Raw genomic sequence first — 18,392 nt, forward strand, 5'->3', positions numbered from 1 at the left:
CGACGAGCTCGGAGAGGCTGTGGATCCGCAGGTCCGCCGCCGCGACAACGTCCGCGTCTTCCGCCCACAGATACCGTTCCTAGAGACTGAGCGGAAGTGAGTCCTGTTGCCAAAACTCATGCTCGGCCGAACGCCCCGGACGGTGTTGGGCGTTCTGGTTGCCCGCGTTCGCTCCGCGTCCGGGCGGCACGGATCGTGTCCGTGGTCCGGGGATGCGGGGGCGGGGTTCCTCACGTCCAGGGATGCCTGGTCTGGCCTGGACGGTCCGATGCCCCACCGCATCACTCCGGTGTGGTGGGGGCGGTGTCGTCCGTCGCCGGATCGGGTGTCCCTGGGCGCGCCTTCCGATCGCCACGGCAGCAGCATCATGGCGAGTGGTCTTGACGGTGATTGTGGTGAGGGGTTCCTGCCAGTGCTGGGCACCCCACCGGCTGGTGTAGGCGGGGTCGACGGCGATGACCGCGATACCGGTCTGGTCGGCCATCGAGGACAGCCGGGCACGGAGTTTGCCGGTGGGCATGCCGGAGATCAGCTGCCGGAAGCGTTTCCTGCGGCCGTGCTTCTCCCGGGTCTTCTCCCCACCGAAGTCCAGGTCCTCCACCGCGATCGCCTTCACACCACACGTTCGGGCCCAGTGCAGGAGGCCGGTGAGAGCGTGCCGGACCTGCGCGTCGCGGTGTCCGGCGGTACCGGTCAGGTCGTAGAAGAATCGGCGCGGGCTGCCGGTCGGGTTGCCGTGGATGTCGAGGCGCCAGGCGGCGAGGTGATCGGCGTTCATGTCGACGCCGATCACGCCGTGGGCGAGCGCGGCCTCCATCGGCACGGTCGAGGTGGGCGGGATCTGCCAGGACGCTGTCACGTACCAGCGGTCCCGGCCCGTATCCAGGTGGATGCGGTAGGCGATCGCCCGGTTCGCCGCAACGCGATCCGCCCACTCCTCGCCCCGGTGCGCGAACGTGACCCGGCACGCCAGGACGTACCGGCCGTGCGGGGCGTTCGCCAAATACGCGAACGGTGCGGGGAGTTTGATGCTCACCTCGCCGTCGGGGCTGATACGGATGGTTTCGTTGCCGTAGCGCTTGCCGGACTCCCCGTCCGCCTGACAGAACCAGCGCTCCGCCTCCCACCGCCCACGCCACTCAGGTTCCGTGAGCTGGGCAGCCTCCAGGTGATGCCTGGCGCGGGCCAGCCGCTTCCCGCCGCACACGACATGCACGATTCCGGCCTCGCGGTCGGCCCGCGCGACGGCCAGCCGGTCCTGAAGCACGCGCAGCCGCCGGGACTTCGCATGCCACTCCCGCTGGGACCGGTAACCACCAGGCGCCTTCTTTGTCCCCTTCTGCCCGACCGGCAGGGACAGGCGGCGCTCGATGGTGCGGACGCCCGCTTCCAGATTCTGAACATGCGCCGACTGACAGCGCCGGGCCAGCGCCCACAGATCATGCGTGGCCTTGGTGATACTGCCAGCCCACCGCGACGACGAGACCGGGGTCAGCTCCCGCTTCCGCACCGCCCACGCCGCACCGGAATGCTCCAGACCATCCCGGCAGCGCGCCTTGAGATCCCTCGACGCCAGCGACCCCAGATGCGCTCCCACCAGCCGCAGCACCTTCTCATCGCCCGGCGTCAGCTGCTTGAGGCGGGTCCGGATCGCCACACCGGACGGACCGGACGCGACGAACGGCACCGCGATACTCCTCAGCCCACCCACCCCGCCACCCCCAACCGACCCCGCCCGAAGATCCCGTCGCCGTGGGAAACGAGCACCACCCGGGAAGGTCACGCATTCGATGAGAGAACGTCAGTTCCTCACCAAACCGACCCCACGACCGAGGTACGCGACACGACACACGCAGACCAGCAGCACTCACTCCCGCTCACCAGATCGCTCTTGAAGGCACTCCAGCGGCAGCAGCTTCAAACCCCCACGGCCCTCGGCGGATGTGCGCGACGCGCAGCCCCGCCGCCTTTGCCGGGAAGACGTCATTGGCCGGGTGGTCGCCGACGTACACCGTCCCGCCGGGAGCGGCCTGCGCGACCTCCAGCACCCGCTGGAAGAACTGGGGCTGCGGCTTCGCGACGCCCCACTCCCCCGAGGTGACGATGAGGTCGGCAGGAAGGTTCCAGGTCGCGCAGCAGTTCACCCGCGCGAGTCGTCTGGTTGCCCGCGATGACCACCCGTACACCAGCCTCGCGGAGTGCGGTGAGAGCCGGCCGAACATCTTGACAGAGGTCGCTCTCGTCGACGTACTCGCCACGACCGGCGGTCTCGCGAGCCCGGTATTCGGCGGCGATGTCGATGCCGGGGCGGAGGAGACGCAACGCTTCGGCGTTGTCCAGTCCTCGCGCCACGACAGCGCCGACGAGGGCGGAGAGCGTGTGGCGGGGGACATCCAGCCAGGACGCCCAAGCCTCCCAGTACCGGTCGTCTCGGGTGATCGTCTCGCCGATGTCGAACACGATGGTCTCAATCACCCTGGGAGCCTATGGCGTCGATGTGACGCTCATGATCTGTGCACGTAGCGGACGCCTCTACGTGCACAACCCTCGATCGGGGTCGCGTAGCGGTTGCGTGTGGCGTGGCCTCAGCGAGTCGTCCCCGTCGGGGCGATCCGCTGTCCGATCCGGACGGGCCCTGACGGGCAGGATCCCTGTCCTGCGGGGCACGTCGGTCTCAAGTGGGTTGCCCGGTTCCGGTGTTGGCCGATCAACTGGGCTCGTCATATCTCGGTGGTGGGCAGTGCGGCCTCCGCGAGAGCGGTGACAGCCGCGCTACGAGCCCCACCAGAGCCCTTCCTCCCCGGCGCCGCGCGCTCCCTCCCGCCACCGTTCTCCCCCTCCTGCATCTCCCACGGCACAGGAACCTCGTACCAGATGATCAACATTGGACAGCCAGCGGACACATGCCGAGCCCTGGCATCTCCGGACAGCAGTACCCACACGGTCACGGTCGGCGGTACTCGCGCGTGAAGTCCAGGATCGATCCGCTGACCATCGCGGCGATGACGGTCACCGTCGTCTCCATCTCTGCCACCGCTCCCCTCACTGCCGCTGCCACCGCCTCGCCGCTCGCCATGGCCTTCTGGCGCAACTGCCTGGGCTTCGCCGTCCTCGGACCGCTCCTCCTGCTGCTGCGGCGCCGCGAGGTGGTGCGCGTCGTGCGCGGAGAACGCGGCATCCTGCGCCGCGAACAGTGGCGGCCCCTGGTGTTCGGGTTCCTCGCCGCCACCGCGCTCGCCCTGCACTTCGCGGCCTTCATGACGAGCACTCGGCTCACCTCGGTCGCCATGTCCACCGCCCTCGTGGCCACCCAGCCCGTCTGGCAGGCCCTCATCGCCGCAGGCCAGGGCGTCAAGTCCTCCCGCAGGACCTGGACGGGACTCTCGCTCTCGGTGGTGGGAGCGGCTGCGGCCGCCGGGCTCGACATCAGGTCCGGCGGTACGGCGCTCCTCGGCGACCTGCTCGCTCTGGTCGGGGCCATCGCCCAGGCCGGATACACGGCCCTGAGCGAGAAGTCGCGCGCGGACGTGAGTACGCCGCTCTACTCGACGTTCACCTCGCTGGTCTGCGGCATGGAACTCCTCGCCGTCTGCTGGCTGGCCGACATCCCGCTGACCGGCTTCGACAGGTCCACCCAACTGTCGCTGCTCGGGCTGCTGCTCCTTCCGCAGATCCTGGGGCTCGGCTCGCTGAACTTCGTCCTCGGTCGAACGTCGGCGACGACGATGAGCGTCCTGCTCCTGCTGGAGACTCCAGTGGCCGCGCTCGCCGCCTGGTGGTTCATGGACCAGAACATCGCGCTCGCGACCGTCCCCGGGCTGCTGCTGATCATCGTCGGCGTCACCGTCGTGGTGACCAGCGGCGGAGAACAGCTCGTGCCGGCACCGGACGAACACGGCGTGGCGACACCGATGCCGGCCTATCCCCCGCACTTCCCCCAACCAAGGTCCGTGACGATGCAGTTGACGCTTCGTCGCCAGATCGGGCGGCCCCCCGGGCGAGACCCCAGACTGGACTGGGCGAGGCACACCGAGAGCCCGACCGTCACGCTCACCTATCACGGTGCGGGGGCGTTCGACACCCTGCACATGCGCAAACCTCGGCGCAAGGTGACGGAGGAACCGTTCACCGACGATCCCACCGTGACACTCACGGCCCCCGCCCGACAAGGGTGACCATGCGGCCGGGCAGGCCTCGTCAGTTGCCGCCGACGGCCTTGTACATGTACTTCTCGGACTCCATCGGGCCCACCTGATCCACCCCTCCTTCGTCGAAGCGGACGACCGGGTACCGGTAGAGAGCGCACTTCTTGTTGCCGGTGTTGGTGGCCGTGAGGAGGAGGTGCCTGGCCGAGTCATGTGCGTGCTCAGCCGGAAAATCAGCCGGAAGCACCGTTCCACCTCGTCAACCGAGGGATTGAACCGCGCCTGCAACCAGAGTGGTTGTCGGACTACCACCAGGGGTGGAGGCGCGGTCGGCTACGCGGTGGCCTCGGCGTCGGCCAGGTCCTCGCTGACCTCCGTCACCTGTCGCCCCCGCATCCACACGTACACCGGAATGCCCGCGAACAGGAACAGCACCCCCTGATACACCGCCGCGTAACCCGCGCCCGCGATCAGCCAGAACGAGAACGCGAACGACAGGGCGGCCACGATCAGGTCGCGGACCAGGCCGGCCGGGCGGACGCGGTCGCGTGTGCCTCTGGCCAGCCAGTACAGCTGGGCCGCCGCCGAGAGGAGGTACGGGACGCAGCCCGTGAACGTCGTGATCAGGACCAGGACGCGGAACGTGGTGTCCGGGCCCGCCGTGTAGTTGAAGGCGATGAGGACCATGCCGAGGATCGCGCACGCCCAGACGCCGAAGCCGGGCACCCCGCCCTTGCCGACCTTCGCGAACGGGGCCGGGAAGAGACCGTCGCGGGCCGCCGCGTACGGCATCTGCGCGGCCAGGAGGATCCAGCCGTTCAGGCAGCCGACGATCGACGCCACGGCCACCAGCGCGATCGCCGTGCCGCCCCAACTGCCGCCGGTGATCACGTTCACGGCGTCGGCGAAGGGGGCGCCGGAGTTCACCAGCTTGTCGTGCGGGACCAGGCCGAAGACGGCGACCGTGCCGAGGATGTAGACGAGGGCCGAGCCGAGCGTGCCCAGGACGCTCGCGCGGCCCACGTTGCGCTCGGGGTTCTCCACCTCGCCCGCGCTGACCGCAGCCGACTCGACGCCGAGGAAGCTGTAGAGGAGGAGCGCGGCGGAGGCCGCCAGGGCGCCCGGCACGCTGTCGCCCGACGCGTTGAACGCTCCGAAGTTGTCCGTGTCGACGAAGAACAGGCCGACCGTGGCGACCACCAGCAGCGGCACGAACTTGAGGATCGTCGACACGATCTGTACGCCGCCCACCCACCGGGTCCCGGCGAAGTTCGCGGCGGCCGGCAGCCAGAGGGCCAGAATCGCGACCAGCGCCCCCAGCGCGTGGCTGTCGTGCAGGGGGATCAGTACGTCGACGTAGCCGACCACCGCGACCGCCAGGGCGGCGATGCTGACCCAGGTCATCGTCCAGTACGACCATGCCGACAGGAAGCCGGCGAAGGGGCCGAACGCGTCGCGCGGGTACACGTACAGGCCGCCGGTGACCGGGCTGCGGCGGGCCAGCTTGCCGAAGAGAAGGGCGAGCAGCACCGCGCCTATGGACAGGACCAGGAAGGCGAGCAGACTGACCGAGCCGTACGGGGCGACCGTGGCGGGCAGGACGAAGATGCCGCCGCCGATGATGTTGCCCATGACGAGCGCGGTGGCGGCGGCCAGGCCGAAGGTACGGCGGCGGGCCGGAGCCTCGGCGGTCGCGGCCGTGCCGGTCGACGTCAGCTCGGGCTCGTCGGCGTCGGTGGTGCTGGGAGCAGTCATGACACTTCCGGTCAGCGGGGAGGGACGGGCGGGGTGAAGGACGGGGAGGGCGCGATCGTAGCGCGCCGTCCCACATTGTGGGCCATCTGTTCATGTACTGGACACATGCGGCCCTCGGGTCCGCCGTCGACTAGCGTCGGGGCATGACCCGCGAGACCAGTGAGACCAGCGAAGCAGCCTCCCGCCCCTCCTTCTCCGCCGCTCTGGCCACCGGCGCCCCCCTCGTCCTCGACGGCGGCATGTCCAACCAGCTGGGGTCCGCCGGGCACGACCTGAGTGACGAGCTGTGGTCGGCGCGACTGCTCGTCGAGCAGCCCGAGGCGATCGTCGACGCACACCTCGCCTACTTCGAGGCGGGCGCTGACGTCGCGATCACCTCCAGTTACCAGGCCACCTTCGAGGGCTTCGCCAAGAGGGGCATCGACCGGCAGCGGACCGCCGAACTGCTCGGGCTCAGCGTGGAGTTGGCGCGCGAGGCAGCGCGCCGGACACAGACGGAGCGGCCGTTGTGGGTGGCGGCCTCCGTGGGACCGTACGGGGCGATGCTCGCGGACGGGTCCGAGTACCGGGGACGGTACGGGCTCAGCGTGCGGGAGCTGGAGCGGTTCCACCGGCCGCGGGTGGAGGTGCTGGCCGCCGCCGGGCCCGACGTACTGGCCCTGGAGACGGTCCCCGACCTCGACGAGGCCGACGCCCTGCTGCGCGCGGTGCGTGGGCTCGGGGTGCCGGTTTGGCTGTCGTACAGCGTGGCCGGGGACCGGACCCGGGCCGGGCAGCCGTTGGAGGAGGCGTTCGCGCCGGCCGGTGAGGCGGACGAGGTCGTGGCCGTCGGGGTGAACTGCTGTGTGCCCGAAGACGTCGAGGGCGCCGTGGAGTTGGCGGCCCGCGTGACCGGGAAGCCGGTGGTGGTCTATCCGAACAGCGGTGAGGTCTGGAACGCCGACGCCCGTGCCTGGACCGGCAGTTCCACCTTCGCCGCAGGCCAGGTGACGGGCTGGCGGGACGCGGGGGCACGGCTGATCGGCGGCTGCTGCCGGGTGGGACCCGAAGCGATCACATCGATCGCCGACACATTGCGGTGACCACGTACGCGGCGTGGTGAGAGTTTCGGCTTCCGGGGTCCCGTTCGGCGGCTCCCGTCCGTTCCCGTCCGCTGCTAGCCTCCGGACGGGAACCGGTTGCCGACGTGTTGCTGCCGTACTTCCCGGGGAGAGGGGCGGCAAGCGGCATGACGAGGAAGAACAGCGGCGGGGACAGCGCGACACGCAGCACCATCCGGGATGTGGCGGCCCGTGCCGGGGTGTCCGCGTCCACCGTGTCCCGGGTGCTCGGCGGCGAGTACCCGGCGAGCCAGGCGACCCGCAGCAGTGTCCTGCGGGCCGTGCGTGAACTGGACTACGTCGCCGACGCGCGCGCCAAGGCGGTCGCCGGTGTCGGTACGCCCACCCTGGCCTTCGTGCTCGACGACATCACCGGCCCGTCGTTCGCGTTGATGGCGCACGGCGTGGAGCGTGAGGCGACCCGGCTGGGCCATCTGTGCCTGGTGTGCAGCACGGACGGCGACACCGCGCACGAGCTGGAGTTCGTCGAGATGATGCGGGCCCAGCGCGCCGCCGCCGTGATCCTGGTCGGCGGCACGGCCGACACCCCCGAGTACCGTGCGCGCACGGCCCGGATCGCGGACTCGCTGGCCTCCGTCGGCTCCCGTCTGGTGCTGTGCGGCCGGCCTCCGCTGGAGCGCGGAACGCCGGTCACGGTCATCGAGTACGACAACGAGGGCGGCGCCTACGCCCTGTGCGCGCACGTCCTCGCCCAGGGCCATCAGCGTGTCCTCTTCCTCGGCGGCCGTCCCGACCACACCACCGCCCAGGGCCGCGAACGCGGCTACACCGCCGCCCACCGTGCACGTGGCCTGGAGCCCGACCCGCTCTTGCGTCTGTTCGGCGACTTCACCCGGGACTCGGGCCACCGTCTGATGCGCGGGGCCCTGTCCAGGGGGCTGGAGTTCACGGCCGTGATGGCCGCCACCGACATGGTCGCCGCCGGCGCGCTCACCGCCCTTCACGAGGCCGGCCTGTCCGTGCCGGGCGATGTGTCCCTGGTGGGGTACGACGACATCCCGTTCGCCCGCGATCTGCACCCGGCGCTCACCACGGTCCACGTGCCCTACGAGGAGCTGGGCCGCCTCGCCGTCCGTACGGTCCTCGGCCGTACCCCGGACGACCCGGACGAGCACCTGCTGCTGGGCACGCATGTCGTCGTACGGGACTCGCTGACGGCCGTGTCCCGGTAGGGTACCGCCACCACGCCGACACGGCAGGCAGGCAGGTGTAGGCCCGTACTTCCGCGTCCGCGTCCGTCCCCCGCCGCCGAGGTACCGCCCTGCCCGTTACGACAGGCGGGCGTACGCCCGTACATCCGCGTCCGTGTCCTGCGCGACCGAGTCGAGGGCGGCGGCGACCCCGGGGCGGCCGTCGTGGCGGCGCAGCGCCCGGACGGCGGCCTTGCGGACGTCCGCGAACTCGTCGGACAGCGCCCCCGTCAGGGCGGGGACGGCCAGGTCCGGTGCGGCGGCGCCCAGCGCCGTGGCCGCGCCCGAACGGACCTGCCAGGCAAGGTCGTCGAGTGCCGCGACGGCGGCCGTGTCCAGCGGGGAAGGGCAGCCGGTGGTCGCGAGGGCGGTGAACGCGGCGGCGCGTACGAGTGCGTCCGTGTCGGCGAGGAGGGGCCCCAGGTCGTCCGGGGCGCCGACGCTGCCGAGGCCGTGGGCGGCGGCGACCCTCACCTCGCGCGAGGTGTCGGCGGCGGCACGGGCCAGTTCCGGTATCGCGTCCACCGACACCAGGGCCCGGACCGTCTGGATGCGCACCCCGAGGTCGGGGTCGATGAGGGTACGGGCGTACAGGTCGGCGGAGCCGAGGCGCAGGGCGCGCAGGACGTCGAGCGCGGCGGCCCGTACGCCCTCGCGGCCGGGGCCGTCCAGGGCCAGCGCCGCTGTCAGGGCGTCGCGCAGCGCCTCCTCGGGCGGCAGCACCTCGACCAGTTCGCGCAGTGAGCCCGCCGCCGCCTCGCGTACGCCCGGGTCCGGGTCGCCCAGCGCGGTGGCCAGGGCCGGACCGGTGCCGTCGGGGGCGGTTTCGGTGAGCGTGGCGACGGCGGTGCGGCGTACGGCCGGGTCGGGGTCGGTGAGGTAGGGGCGCAGGTCGGCGAGGGCGGGCTGTTCGTCGGCCAGGGCGAGGAGTTCGAGGATGCGCGGGGAGGGCGCGGTCGCCGTGGGCAGGACCGTACGGGTCTTCACGGTGCCGGAGCCGACCGGGGCGACCTCGCGCGAGCCCGCCGTCGCGACCTGTTCGGGGTGGACCTCGCCGAGGACGTTCACGGCGCCGCCGGTCGGTGCGAAGCCCTCGACGGGGACCAGGTAGGGCGCCACCGGCCGGGTCAGGAACTCCATCGAACCGTCCGCCGCCTTGCGGACGTTGAGGTGCACCAACCAGTCCGTGTCGTCGCGTTGCGGGATGTCCGTGCGCTCGTGGTAGAGGCCCCAGCGGCTCTCCGTACGGGCCAATGACGAGCGGGCGGCCAGCTCGGCGCAGTCCCGGATGAAGTCGACCTCGGCGCAGCGCATCAGCTCGTGCGGGGTCTGGCCGCCCATGCCGGCGATCTCGCCGCGCATCCGCTCGAACGCCTCGACGGCCAGGGAGAGTCGGGCGCCGCTCTTGGGCGGGGCGACGTAGTCGTTGACGAAGCGGCGGAGTTTGTACTCGACCTGGGGCTGCGGAGGGCCGTCGGGGTTGCGCAGCGGCCGGTAGATCAGCTCGTGCGCCTCACGCAGCTGGTCGGGGGGCAACTCGCCCTCGTAGGCGCGGTGTTCGGTTGCCGCGTCGGCGCCCGCGAGGTCGCCGAAGACGAAGGCGCCGATCATGTAGTTGTGCGGTACGCAGGCCAGGTCGCCGGCCGCGTACAGGCCGGGGACGGTGGTGCGGGCGTGCTCGTCGACCCAGACCCCGGACGCCGAGTGGCCGCCGCACAGGCCGATTTCGGAGATGTGCATCTCGATGTCGTGGGTGCGGTAGTCGTGGCCCCGGTTGGCGTGAAAGGTGCCGCGTGTGGGCCGTTCCGTGGAGTGCAGGATGTCTTCGAGGGCGGTGACGGACTCCTCGGGGAGGTGGCTGAGCTTGAGGTAGACGGGGCCTCGCTCGCTCGCCACCTCCGCCGCGAACTCGGCCATCATCTGGCCCGACCAGTAGTCGGAGTCGACGAAGCGTTCGCCGTGCCGGTTGACCTGGTAGCCGCCGAAGGGGTTGGCGACATAGGCGCAGGCCGGGCCGTTGTAGTCCTTGATCAGGGGGTTGATCTGGAAGCACTCGATGCCGCTGAGCTCGGCGCCCGCGTGGTACGCCATCGCGTAGCCGTCGCCCGCGTTGGTCGGATTCTCGTACGTGCCGTACAGGTAGCCGGAGGCGGGCAGGCCGAGGCGTCCGCAGGCGCCGGTCGCCAGGATCACCGCTCCGGCCCGCACGGTGACGAACCGTCCGGTGCGGGTGTCGAACCCGGCGGCGCCGACCGCACGGCCGCCCGAGGTGAGAACCCGGACCGGCATCACCCGGTTCTCGATGCGGATGCGCTCACGCATCTCACGGCGGCGCAACTGCCGGTAGAGGACCTTCTTGACGTCCTTGCCCTCGGGCATCGGCAGCACGTACGAGCCGGAACGGTGGACCTGGCGGACCGCGTACTCGCCGTGTTCGTCCTTCTCGAACTTCACGCCGTACGACTCCAGGCGCTGCACCATGGCGAAGCCACGGGTCGCGGTCTGCCGGACGGTGGCCTGGTTGACGATGCCGTCGTTGGCGCGGGTGATCTCGGCGACGTAGTCGTCGGGTTCGGCCCGGCCGGGGACGACCGCGTTGTTGACGCCGTCCATGCCCATCGCGAGCGCGCCGGAGTGGCGGACGTGGGCCTTCTCCAGGAGCAGGACGTGTCGGCCGTGCTCGGCGGCGGTCAGCGCGGCCATGGTGCCTGCGGTGCCGCCGCCGATGACCAGGACGTCGCAGGTCAGCTCGTCGGCGTCGTGGAGGGCGGGGATGGCCGTGACCGTGGGGCTGTCCATCGGGAGGGAGACCTTTCAGCTGCTGAGGGAAGCGAGGATCCGGCGGCGCAGGGCGACCGTCTCGGGCTCGCCGTGGGCCGCGCGCTCGCGCGGTCGGGGGACGTCCAGGACCTGGCCGGTGCCGAGGAGGGCGACGCGGTCGCCGAGGAACACCGCCTCGTCGACGTCGTGGGTGACGAAGACGACCGTGGCCCGGGTGCCGTTCAGTACCTCGACGAGCAGGTTCTGCATCCCGGCCCGGGTCTGCGCGTCCAGCGCCCCGAACGGTTCGTCCATCAGCACCGCGCGCGGACGTCCGGCCAGGGCGCGGGCCAGCTGTACGCGCTGACGCTGGCCGCCGGACATCCGGTGCGGCAGCTGTTCCTCGCGGTCGGCCAGACCGACCCGGGCCAGCCACCGGGCGGCCTGCGCTCGGCGTTCGGCGCGCGGCAACCCCCGTATGGCGAGCGGGAGTTCGACGTTGCGGCGGGCGTTGCGCCAGGGCAGCAGGCCGTCCTCCTGGAAGACCAGGGCGCGGTCGGCCTCCGGCCGGTTGATCGGCCGGTCGTCCTGACTGACCTGTCCGTCGAGCGCCGGCAGCAGCCCGGCCAGGGTGCGCAGCAGCGTCGACTTCCCACAGCCGGACGGGCCTACGACGGCTCGCAGTTCACCGGGGGCGATGTCGAGGTCGAGGCCGCTGAGCACCGGCAGTCCCGGCCGCCCGATGGTGGCGCCCGACAGCCGTAGCCTTACGCCCTTCGGGGCCCCGGTCTCGACGGTGGACGTACTGACCTGGGTCGTCATGATGCCGTCCTCCCGGACGCGTGCGGAGTCGCAGTAGCGCGGCGTACCCGGCGTGCGGGCACCGCCCGTTCGGCGGCCGGGCGCGGCAGCCAGCGGGTGACGCGGCGGCCGGCGGCCTCGACGGCGGTGGAGGTGAGCCAGCCCAGCAGGCCGATGGTGGCCATGCCGACGAGGACGCCCGGATAGTTGACGATGGTGTAGTCCTGCCAGGTGCGGTAGCCGACGCCGTACTGGCCGGAGATCATCTCGGCGGAGATGACGCAGATCCAGGACACGCCGATGCCCACCGAGAGCCCGCCGAGGATGCCGGGCAGCGCACCGGGCAGGACGACGGAGGCGAGGACGCGCAGCCGGCCGCCGCCCATGGTGAGGACGGCCTCCTCCCAGACCGGCGTCAGCGCCCGGACCGCGTGCCGGGTGGAGACCAGGACGGGGAAGAAGGCGGCGGTGAAGGTGATGAAGACGATGCCCTGCTCGTTGGTGGGGAAGAGCAGGATCGCCACCGGGACGAGGGCGATCGCCGGTATGGGCCGCAGTACTTCGAGGAGCGGGCCGAGGAGGTCGGCGGCGATCCGGGAGCGGGCGACGGCCGTGCCGACCGCGATCCCGGCGACCGAGGCGAGCGCGAAGCCGGTGAGGATGCGGGTCAGGCTGTCGGTCAGGTCCTGCCAGTAGACGGCCGTGCCGAGGCGGTGCCCGAACTCGCGGGCGACCTGGGTGGCGGTGGGGAACTGGGCGAACCGCAGCCACAGGTTGACGTGTTGGCTGGTGAGCAGCTGCCAGATGCCGAGCGCGGCCAGCAGCGAGGCGGCGCGCAGAACGTAGCGGGGATACGGGGAAGAGGAGTCGGTGGAGGCGCTCATTTCGCGGCCTGCCGCGGTGCCGTGGACAGCGCCGTGGACAGCGCCGTGGCGTAGCTGACGATCCGTGCTCCGGGGTGGGCGGCGGTCCAGGCGTCGGCGGTGGCCTCGGTGACGAAGGGCTCCAGATCGGTGCCGTCGTGGACCCATACCGACTTGTCGGCGAACCAGCGGGTGCCGGTGGTGGCGTCGGGCACGTACGCGGCCCGTACGGTGCCGCTGTGCCCGGCGACGTAGCGGAGGAGGGCGGCCGGGTCGGCGTAGGTGCTGGTGGTGGTCGCGCCCTTGAGCCAGACCTCGGGCCTGGAGGCGGGCGCCGTGGTGGCGGCGGCTCTGGCGTATCCGGCGCCGTAGGCCTTCTTGAGGTAGCTGTCGTCGACGAAGTCGGAGACGTTCACGGTGCCCGCGAGCTTGGCGGAGACCAGCAGCGGAACGTCCTTCTTCAGGGCGGCGACCAGCTCGGGCTTGAGCGTGGGGTCGAAGGTGGCGATGCCACCCTTGCCGTTGTAGAGGTAGACGACCTCGGCTGGCAGCCCGGTGACCTCGGCGACCTTCTCGGCGGCGGTGACCGGGTGTGCGTCGAGATACGCGGTGGCCCTGATCTGTGCGGCGAGGAACGCCTCGACGACGGCTGGGCGTCGGTCGGCGAACGCGTCGCGCACGGTGACGCCGTGGAGGGTGGGCAGGCCGAGCGCGCCGCCGTCGTACAGGGCCTTCGCCTTGCCCTGGAAGGCCAGCAGGCCGGGCCAGGCCACGAACTGCGAGAGCGCGTCGACGCTGCCCGCCTCCAGTGCCGAAGCACCCACGGCGGGCTGCTGGTTGAGCTTGCCGATGTCCTTGTCGGGGTCGAGACCGGCCTGCTCCAGGGCCCGTACGAGGGTGCCGTCGGCGGCCGAGCCGACGCTCGTCGACACCTTCTTGCCGCGCAGGTCGGACAGCGACTTCAGAGCCGAATCCGGGGCGGTGACCACGGTGTTGAGGGCGCCGCGCGCGTTGTAGCCGGTGACGGAGACCAACCGGGTCGGGGCGTTCAGCTGCTTGCCCCGGGAGGCGTTGATGAGCAGCGGGAAGTCTCCCATGGAGCCGATGTCGACCTTCCCGGCGATCATCGCGGCGGTGATCGGGGCGCCGGTGGCGTAGTCCTGCCACTCCACCTTGTAGGTGATGCCGTCACGGGCGCCCTGGGCCTTCAGCGCGCTCTCGAAGTAGCCGAGCGAACGCAGCAGGGTTCCGGCCGTGACGGTGTTGATGGTCTTGGACTGGTAGCCGACGGTCAGGGTGACCGACTTGCTGTCGCTCGCGTCCGCGGAGCCGCCGCAGGCGGTGAGCGGGAGGAGCAGGGCGGCGGCGAGGACGGCCGGAGCGATCCTGCGCGACGAGGTGACGCAGCGGGACGGGGTGGTGCCGCGTGACTGGGGGCGCGCCACGGAAGCCATGCTGGAGAGACCTTTCACCGGAGGAGGTAGGGCATGTTGACGGTGACCGCGCCGGTGGGGCAGCGGGCGGCGCAGGGGCCGCAGTACCAGCACTCGTCGACGTGCATGTACGCCTTGCTGGTGTCCGGGTCGATGGCGAGGGAGTCCAGCGGGCACATGTCGACGCAGAGGGTGCAGCCGTCGATGCACTTGGACTCGTCGATGGTGACGGGCACGTCGGCACGCTGGGGGACGAGAGGCATGGCTGTCTCCGGGAATCGGCTGGCGAGGGGTGTGGGTTGCGGAGGAGAAGGTGGGTCAGGCGGACCGGTGGAGCAGTCCGCGCATGGTGATCCGGTCGCCCCGGAAGCGGATGAACTCCAGGTCCACGGGCCGCCCGTCGGACAGACAGGTGAGCCGCTCCAGCATCAGTACGGCCGCTCCGCGCGGGGCTTCCAGGACGGCGGCGGAGTGCGCGTCGGCGGTGACGGCCTCCAGGGTGATCTCGGCGGTGCCCAGGCGCCGGCCGGTGATCTGCTCCAGCAGCCGGAAGACGTCGGTGTTCTCCAGGTCGGCGCCGAGGAGTTCGACGCCGATGTCCATCGGGATGTAGGTGAGGTCCAGTGACAGCGGCACCCCGCCGAGGCGGCGCAGCCGCTCCACGTACAGGACCTCGGCACGAGGTCGCAGTCCGAGCCGGGCGGCGACCGGTCCGGGCGCGGCGACCGGGCTCATGGTCCGTACCTCGTTGGTGACATGGCCGTGCTCGTGGAGGGTCTCCGCCAGCCCCATCAGCCGGTCCAGGCCGTGCGGGTACTTCTGACAGGTGACGACCGTACCGACCCCGGGCAGCCGCTCGACCAGTTGTTCGGTGCGGAGCAGGTCCAGGGCCTGGCGGACCGTGTTACGGGACGCGCCGTAGTCGGCGCCTATGGCGTCCTCGTGCGGGAGTACGCCCTCGGGGAAGCCGTCCGTCAGAAGCTGGTGGCGGAGCAGGTCGGCGAGCTGCCGGGCCCGGTCCGCACGCAGCCGGCGGCGTCGCGCTGCCGCGACGGGCGCGGTGTGTTCGCGAGTGCGGTCGGCGGGCATCGGGACTCCAGCGGGGCGGGGGTTCGTGTCCCCCGGACCATAACCGTGGGCGGCCCTCCGTGGTGTTGCGGCAGTGTTGCGCCACCGCGCTGCCGGTCGTTCACCGGCGTGAACTGGCGGTTTGCCCCGAGGACTGGCAGATCCGCCACCTGGCCGAAACCTGTCGGGCGGCTCCGGTCAGCGCCGGTGGACGGCACCGGGGAGGCGGAGGCGTCGTACGGGCGACCGTGTTTCCGCGCCGCGCAGGAGCGAACGAGGCCGGGGGGTCTCCTCCGGAGCGGCGTCCGGCCTCCTGGCGTCGGCCGCCCACAGGGCCAGTTCGCGGTCGCGTGGTCCCTCTACGGTGTGCGGGTCGCCGTCGCCGAAGATCCGCACGGGGTGCGAGGCGTCCCAGGGCCGCCAGCCAGGGTCGCCGTCGACAGCGAAGCGTACCCACGCCGTGTGCGTGGCCTCGGCGAGGTCCGGCGGGGCGCCGTCGCCCGCGAGCCTGGCGGACGCGGGGGCCTCGTGGGTGTCGAACACGAATCCCAGTTCGATGGAGTGGCAGGCGCCCAGGCCTGGCTTGGTGGACGGCCAGGCGAACTCGTACACGTAGGCCCGGCCGCCCTGACCGCCCCTGCCACCCATCCCGTCCTCGCCGCCCCTGCCGCCCGTCCCGCCCTGGCCGCGTGCTTCCGCGAGCCGGTGCAGCGGCACGCGCAGGAGGTGGTCGGTGACCAGCTGGCCCACGAGGTCGGCCGGGCCGGCGTCGGGGTGCAGAGTGCGGTAGCCGCGCGGGACCTCGGGGCCGCAGCGGCAGCGGGCCATGGCGCCGGCCAGGGCGACCGCGCCGAGCCGGTCGAGGCGCTCCAGGAGCCCGACCGGCACCAGCCACAGCCGGTACTCGTCCCGGGTCCAGCCCAGAAGCAGGTCGACGTCGGCGGCGACCCCGTCGACGAGGGCCTCCAAGGGGTCGCGGGGTACGAGGTCGCCGTCGACGACGATACCGAAGGCCGGTCCGCCGAACACCGGGCTGCTCAGCCGCCCGACCTCGCCCTGGACGCGCAGCAGCAGTTCCCGGTCGACGGCGGCGAAGGCCTCGGCGGTCGCCGGGATCTTCAGCCGGGCCGCCATCCGGCGCACCATCCGCCGTACCTTGTCACGGTCGCTCACCTCGGGCGGCCCGCTCTGCAGCACCGCCCGCCGGAAGAGCCCCTGCGCTGGTGGGGAGGCGAGCAGCGCGCCGATGCTGATGGCGCCGGCCGACTGGCCGAAGACGGTGACACGGTCGGGGTCGCCGCCGAAGGCCGCGATCGACGCCCGTACCCACTCCAGCGCGGCGAGCTGGTCACGTAGCCCGGGGTTCGGGAGTGCGTCCGGGAAGAGGCCGTAACCCTCCACGCCCAGACGGTAGTTGACCGAGACGAGGACCACGCCGTCGCGAGCGAAGGCGTGGCCGTCGTAGACGGGGACGGCCGATGAACCTCGGGTCAGGGCGCCGCCATGGATCCACACCATGACCGGGAGCCGGGCCCCCCGGCCGGGCTCCGGGGTCCACACGTTGAGGTTGAGACAGTCGTCGCCGGGGACCACCGGGTCCGACAGCAGTCGGGCGAACGCCTCGGAGTACGGCGGTTTCGGCGCGGTCGGACCGAAGCCGCCCGCGTCGCGCACCCCGTCCCAGGGGGTGGGCGGCACGGGCGGCCTGAACCGGCGGGGGCCGAAGGGCGGAGCGGCGTACGGGATGCCGCGGAACACGGCGATCCCGTCGCCCTCGTAGCTGCCCCGGACCTCCCCGTAGGGCGTCCGTACGACAGGCCCTGCCGATTCGTCCGTCATCTGCCCACCAGCTCTCTCGCCGCCGCTCGTGAACCGTTCAGATCACAGCAACACATGACCTGCCGGCATTCCTGCGGAAGGAGCCTTTCGGTGGGTGACGGTGCGGCTATCTGGCGTACATCAGGGTGCCGAAGCCGAGCTGGTCGAAGCCGCCGCTCGTCGTGCCGTAGTCACCTCCCCCGCCCTCGGGCCGGACGCTCTCGGCCATCGCCTGGATGTACGGGACGGACAGGCCGCGCCGCTTGGCGTAGTGGTAGTAGAGAAGGTCCCAGACCGGGCGGACCTGGCCCCGACTGACGGAGGAGATCACGGTCTGTGACGACTGGGCGCAGTTCTGGCCGGTGCCCCAGGTGTACGTGGTGTAGGGGACGTCGTTGCCCAGGTTGTACCTGGCGACGTACTGGGCGGCCTTCATGAACCGGTTGCTGTCGTAGCCGTACAGGTCGTCGCCCTGGGACCAGGCCATCTCGCAGAAGGCTCCCATCTGGCCCATGCCCATCATGGTGTGCCCCTGGTCGCGCCCCGACTCCTGCCACTGGCCCAGGGCGTAGCCGGCCGAGTCGGTGTGGAGGTACGGGACGGCGTGGGCGAGGGAGCCGTTGCCCGCGCCGGTCTTGAAGTAGTTGACGGCCTGGTCGTACTTGGCTCCGTCGTCGCACAGGATCCCGATCGCGAGGATCGAGTTCATGTTGCAGAGGTCCCAGTTGGCCCAGTAGTTGGTGATGCAGGCGTCGTTGTGACCGGTCAGGAACTGGTTGTTGAGGGGGTAGAAGACGTCGAGCATCATCGTCTTGAACCGGTCGAGGTCGAATCCGCTGTAGCCGCGCATGAGTTCGGCGGCGTTGGCGAACTGGTAGCCGTAGATCCCGGCGGCCAGGAAGCGGTCGGCGTTGCCGGTGACGGTGGTGAGCGTCGACGACCAGGCGTTGAGGATGCGCACCGCCGTGTCGCCGTTGGCGGTGGTGCCCGCGATCTTCCAGCGCAGGGCGTTCTGGTAGGCGGCATGGATGTCGTTGTAGAGGACGGTGTAGTTCTCGCCGGTACCGCCCCGGATGATCGTGGCCTGGGGGCGGGGCGTCCAGGTCGACGCGGAATGGGAGTTGGCGGTCAGGCGGTTCCAGCCGGAGAGCCAGGGGTCGGTACCGGCGGCGACCCGGACCTTGGCGCGGTTGAGTTCGCCGTAGGCGTGGAGCATGCCGGGGTGGGTGAAGGTCGCGGGTGCGGCCTGGGCGGAGGGGGCCGTGAGTGCTGCGGCGGAGGTGCCGACGGCGAGGGCGGCGGTGAGACCGCCGGCGGACCTCAGCAGTCCGCGGCGGCTCAACTTGGCTTGATGGTCAGGTACTTCGGGCTGGTAGGAGTGCTTGTGGGGGTTTTCGCGGCTCATTGCGATGCATCTCCAATCCTGGTGGATCCAGGA

General features: G+C 71.3%; 13 protein-coding genes and 2 pseudogenes. 3 read left to right on the forward strand and 12 right to left on the reverse strand.

Features of this window, described 5'->3' with window-relative positions:
- Window positions 1-79 precede the first annotated feature (79 nt).
- Window positions 80-1,711, reverse strand: a pseudogene (locus QA861_RS08560) (nuclease/transposase family protein).
- A gap of 166 nt (window positions 1,712-1,877) precedes the next feature.
- Window positions 1,878-2,475: pseudogene (locus tag QA861_RS08565) on the reverse strand (HAD family hydrolase).
- 491 nt (window positions 2,476-2,966) lie between these two features.
- Here QA861_RS08565 and QA861_RS08570 point away from each other — a divergent pair.
- Entirely contained in the window at window positions 2,967-4,175 is a 1,209-nt protein-coding gene (locus tag QA861_RS08570; protein ID WP_334587610.1) for a DMT family transporter, read from the forward strand.
- Between the two features lie 22 nt (window positions 4,176-4,197).
- Here the strand turns inward: QA861_RS08570 and QA861_RS08575 are convergent, their stop codons facing one another.
- Together QA861_RS08575 and QA861_RS08580 are read right to left on the reverse strand one after the other, a co-directional pair.
- Window positions 4,198-4,392, reverse strand: coding sequence for a DUF4232 domain-containing protein (locus QA861_RS08575; RefSeq protein WP_334587611.1), 195 nt, complete (start codon window positions 4,390-4,392; stop codon window positions 4,198-4,200).
- A gap of 86 nt (window positions 4,393-4,478) precedes the next feature.
- Entirely contained in the window at window positions 4,479-5,900 is a 1,422-nt protein-coding gene (locus tag QA861_RS08580; RefSeq protein WP_334587612.1) for an amino acid permease, read from the reverse strand.
- 143 nt (window positions 5,901-6,043) lie between these two features.
- On the opposite strand from QA861_RS08580, the gene mmuM reads away from it, so the two are divergent.
- Complete coding sequence (gene mmuM, locus QA861_RS08585) at window positions 6,044-6,982, forward strand: homocysteine S-methyltransferase (RefSeq protein ID WP_334587613.1); 939 nt, start codon at window positions 6,044-6,046, stop codon at window positions 6,980-6,982.
- A 146-nt stretch (window positions 6,983-7,128) separates the two neighbouring features.
- Window positions 7,129-8,193: a LacI family DNA-binding transcriptional regulator gene (locus QA861_RS08590; RefSeq protein ID WP_334587614.1), complete on the forward strand. Its 1,065-nt coding sequence runs from the start codon at window positions 7,129-7,131 to the stop codon at window positions 8,191-8,193.
- 96 nt (window positions 8,194-8,289) lie between these two features.
- Here the strand turns inward: QA861_RS08590 and QA861_RS08595 are convergent, their stop codons facing one another.
- The 8 genes from QA861_RS08595 to QA861_RS08630 all read right to left on the reverse strand — a co-directional run bounded on the left by QA861_RS08595 (window position 8,290) and on the right by QA861_RS08630 (window position 18,359).
- Window positions 8,290-11,010 (reverse strand): fumarate reductase/succinate dehydrogenase flavoprotein subunit, encoded by a 2,721-nt coding sequence (locus tag QA861_RS08595; protein WP_334587615.1) that lies wholly within the window; start codon window positions 11,008-11,010, stop codon window positions 8,290-8,292.
- 15 nt (window positions 11,011-11,025) lie between these two features.
- Window positions 11,026-11,793 (reverse strand): ABC transporter ATP-binding protein, encoded by a 768-nt coding sequence (locus tag QA861_RS08600; protein ID WP_334587616.1) that lies wholly within the window; start codon window positions 11,791-11,793, stop codon window positions 11,026-11,028.
- Entirely contained in the window at window positions 11,790-12,656 is an 867-nt protein-coding gene (locus QA861_RS08605; protein WP_334587617.1) for an ABC transporter permease, read from the reverse strand. The genes QA861_RS08600 and QA861_RS08605 overlap by 4 nt, the downstream gene beginning before the upstream one ends.
- Window positions 12,653-14,089, reverse strand: a complete 1,437-nt coding sequence (locus tag QA861_RS08610; protein WP_334587618.1) for an ABC transporter substrate-binding protein — start codon at window positions 14,087-14,089, stop codon at window positions 12,653-12,655. The genes QA861_RS08605 and QA861_RS08610 overlap by 4 nt, the downstream gene beginning before the upstream one ends.
- 14 nt (window positions 14,090-14,103) lie before the next feature.
- Window positions 14,104-14,331 carry a 4Fe-4S dicluster domain-containing protein gene (locus tag QA861_RS08615; protein WP_006376935.1) on the reverse strand — a complete coding sequence of 76 codons (228 nt, stop codon included), beginning with the start codon at window positions 14,329-14,331 and terminating at the stop codon, window positions 14,104-14,106.
- Window positions 14,332-14,386: 55 nt separating this feature from the next.
- A complete protein-coding gene (locus QA861_RS08620; RefSeq protein WP_334587619.1) occupies window positions 14,387-15,157 on the reverse strand; it encodes a GntR family transcriptional regulator in 771 nt (256 codons plus the stop codon).
- A 177-nt stretch (window positions 15,158-15,334) separates the two neighbouring features.
- The gene (locus QA861_RS08625; protein ID WP_334587620.1) at window positions 15,335-16,975 is read right to left on the reverse strand and encodes a carboxylesterase/lipase family protein; all 1,641 of its coding nucleotides are present in this window, start codon (window positions 16,973-16,975) and stop codon (window positions 15,335-15,337) included.
- Window positions 16,976-17,081: 106 nt separating this feature from the next.
- Entirely contained in the window at window positions 17,082-18,359 is a 1,278-nt protein-coding gene (locus QA861_RS08630) for an alginate lyase family protein (RefSeq protein ID WP_334587621.1), read from the reverse strand.
- Window positions 18,360-18,392: the final 33 nt, after the last annotated feature.

Source organism: Streptomyces sp. B21-083 (assembly GCF_036898825.1).
Lineage (GTDB): Bacteria > Actinomycetota > Actinomycetes > Streptomycetales > Streptomycetaceae > Streptomyces.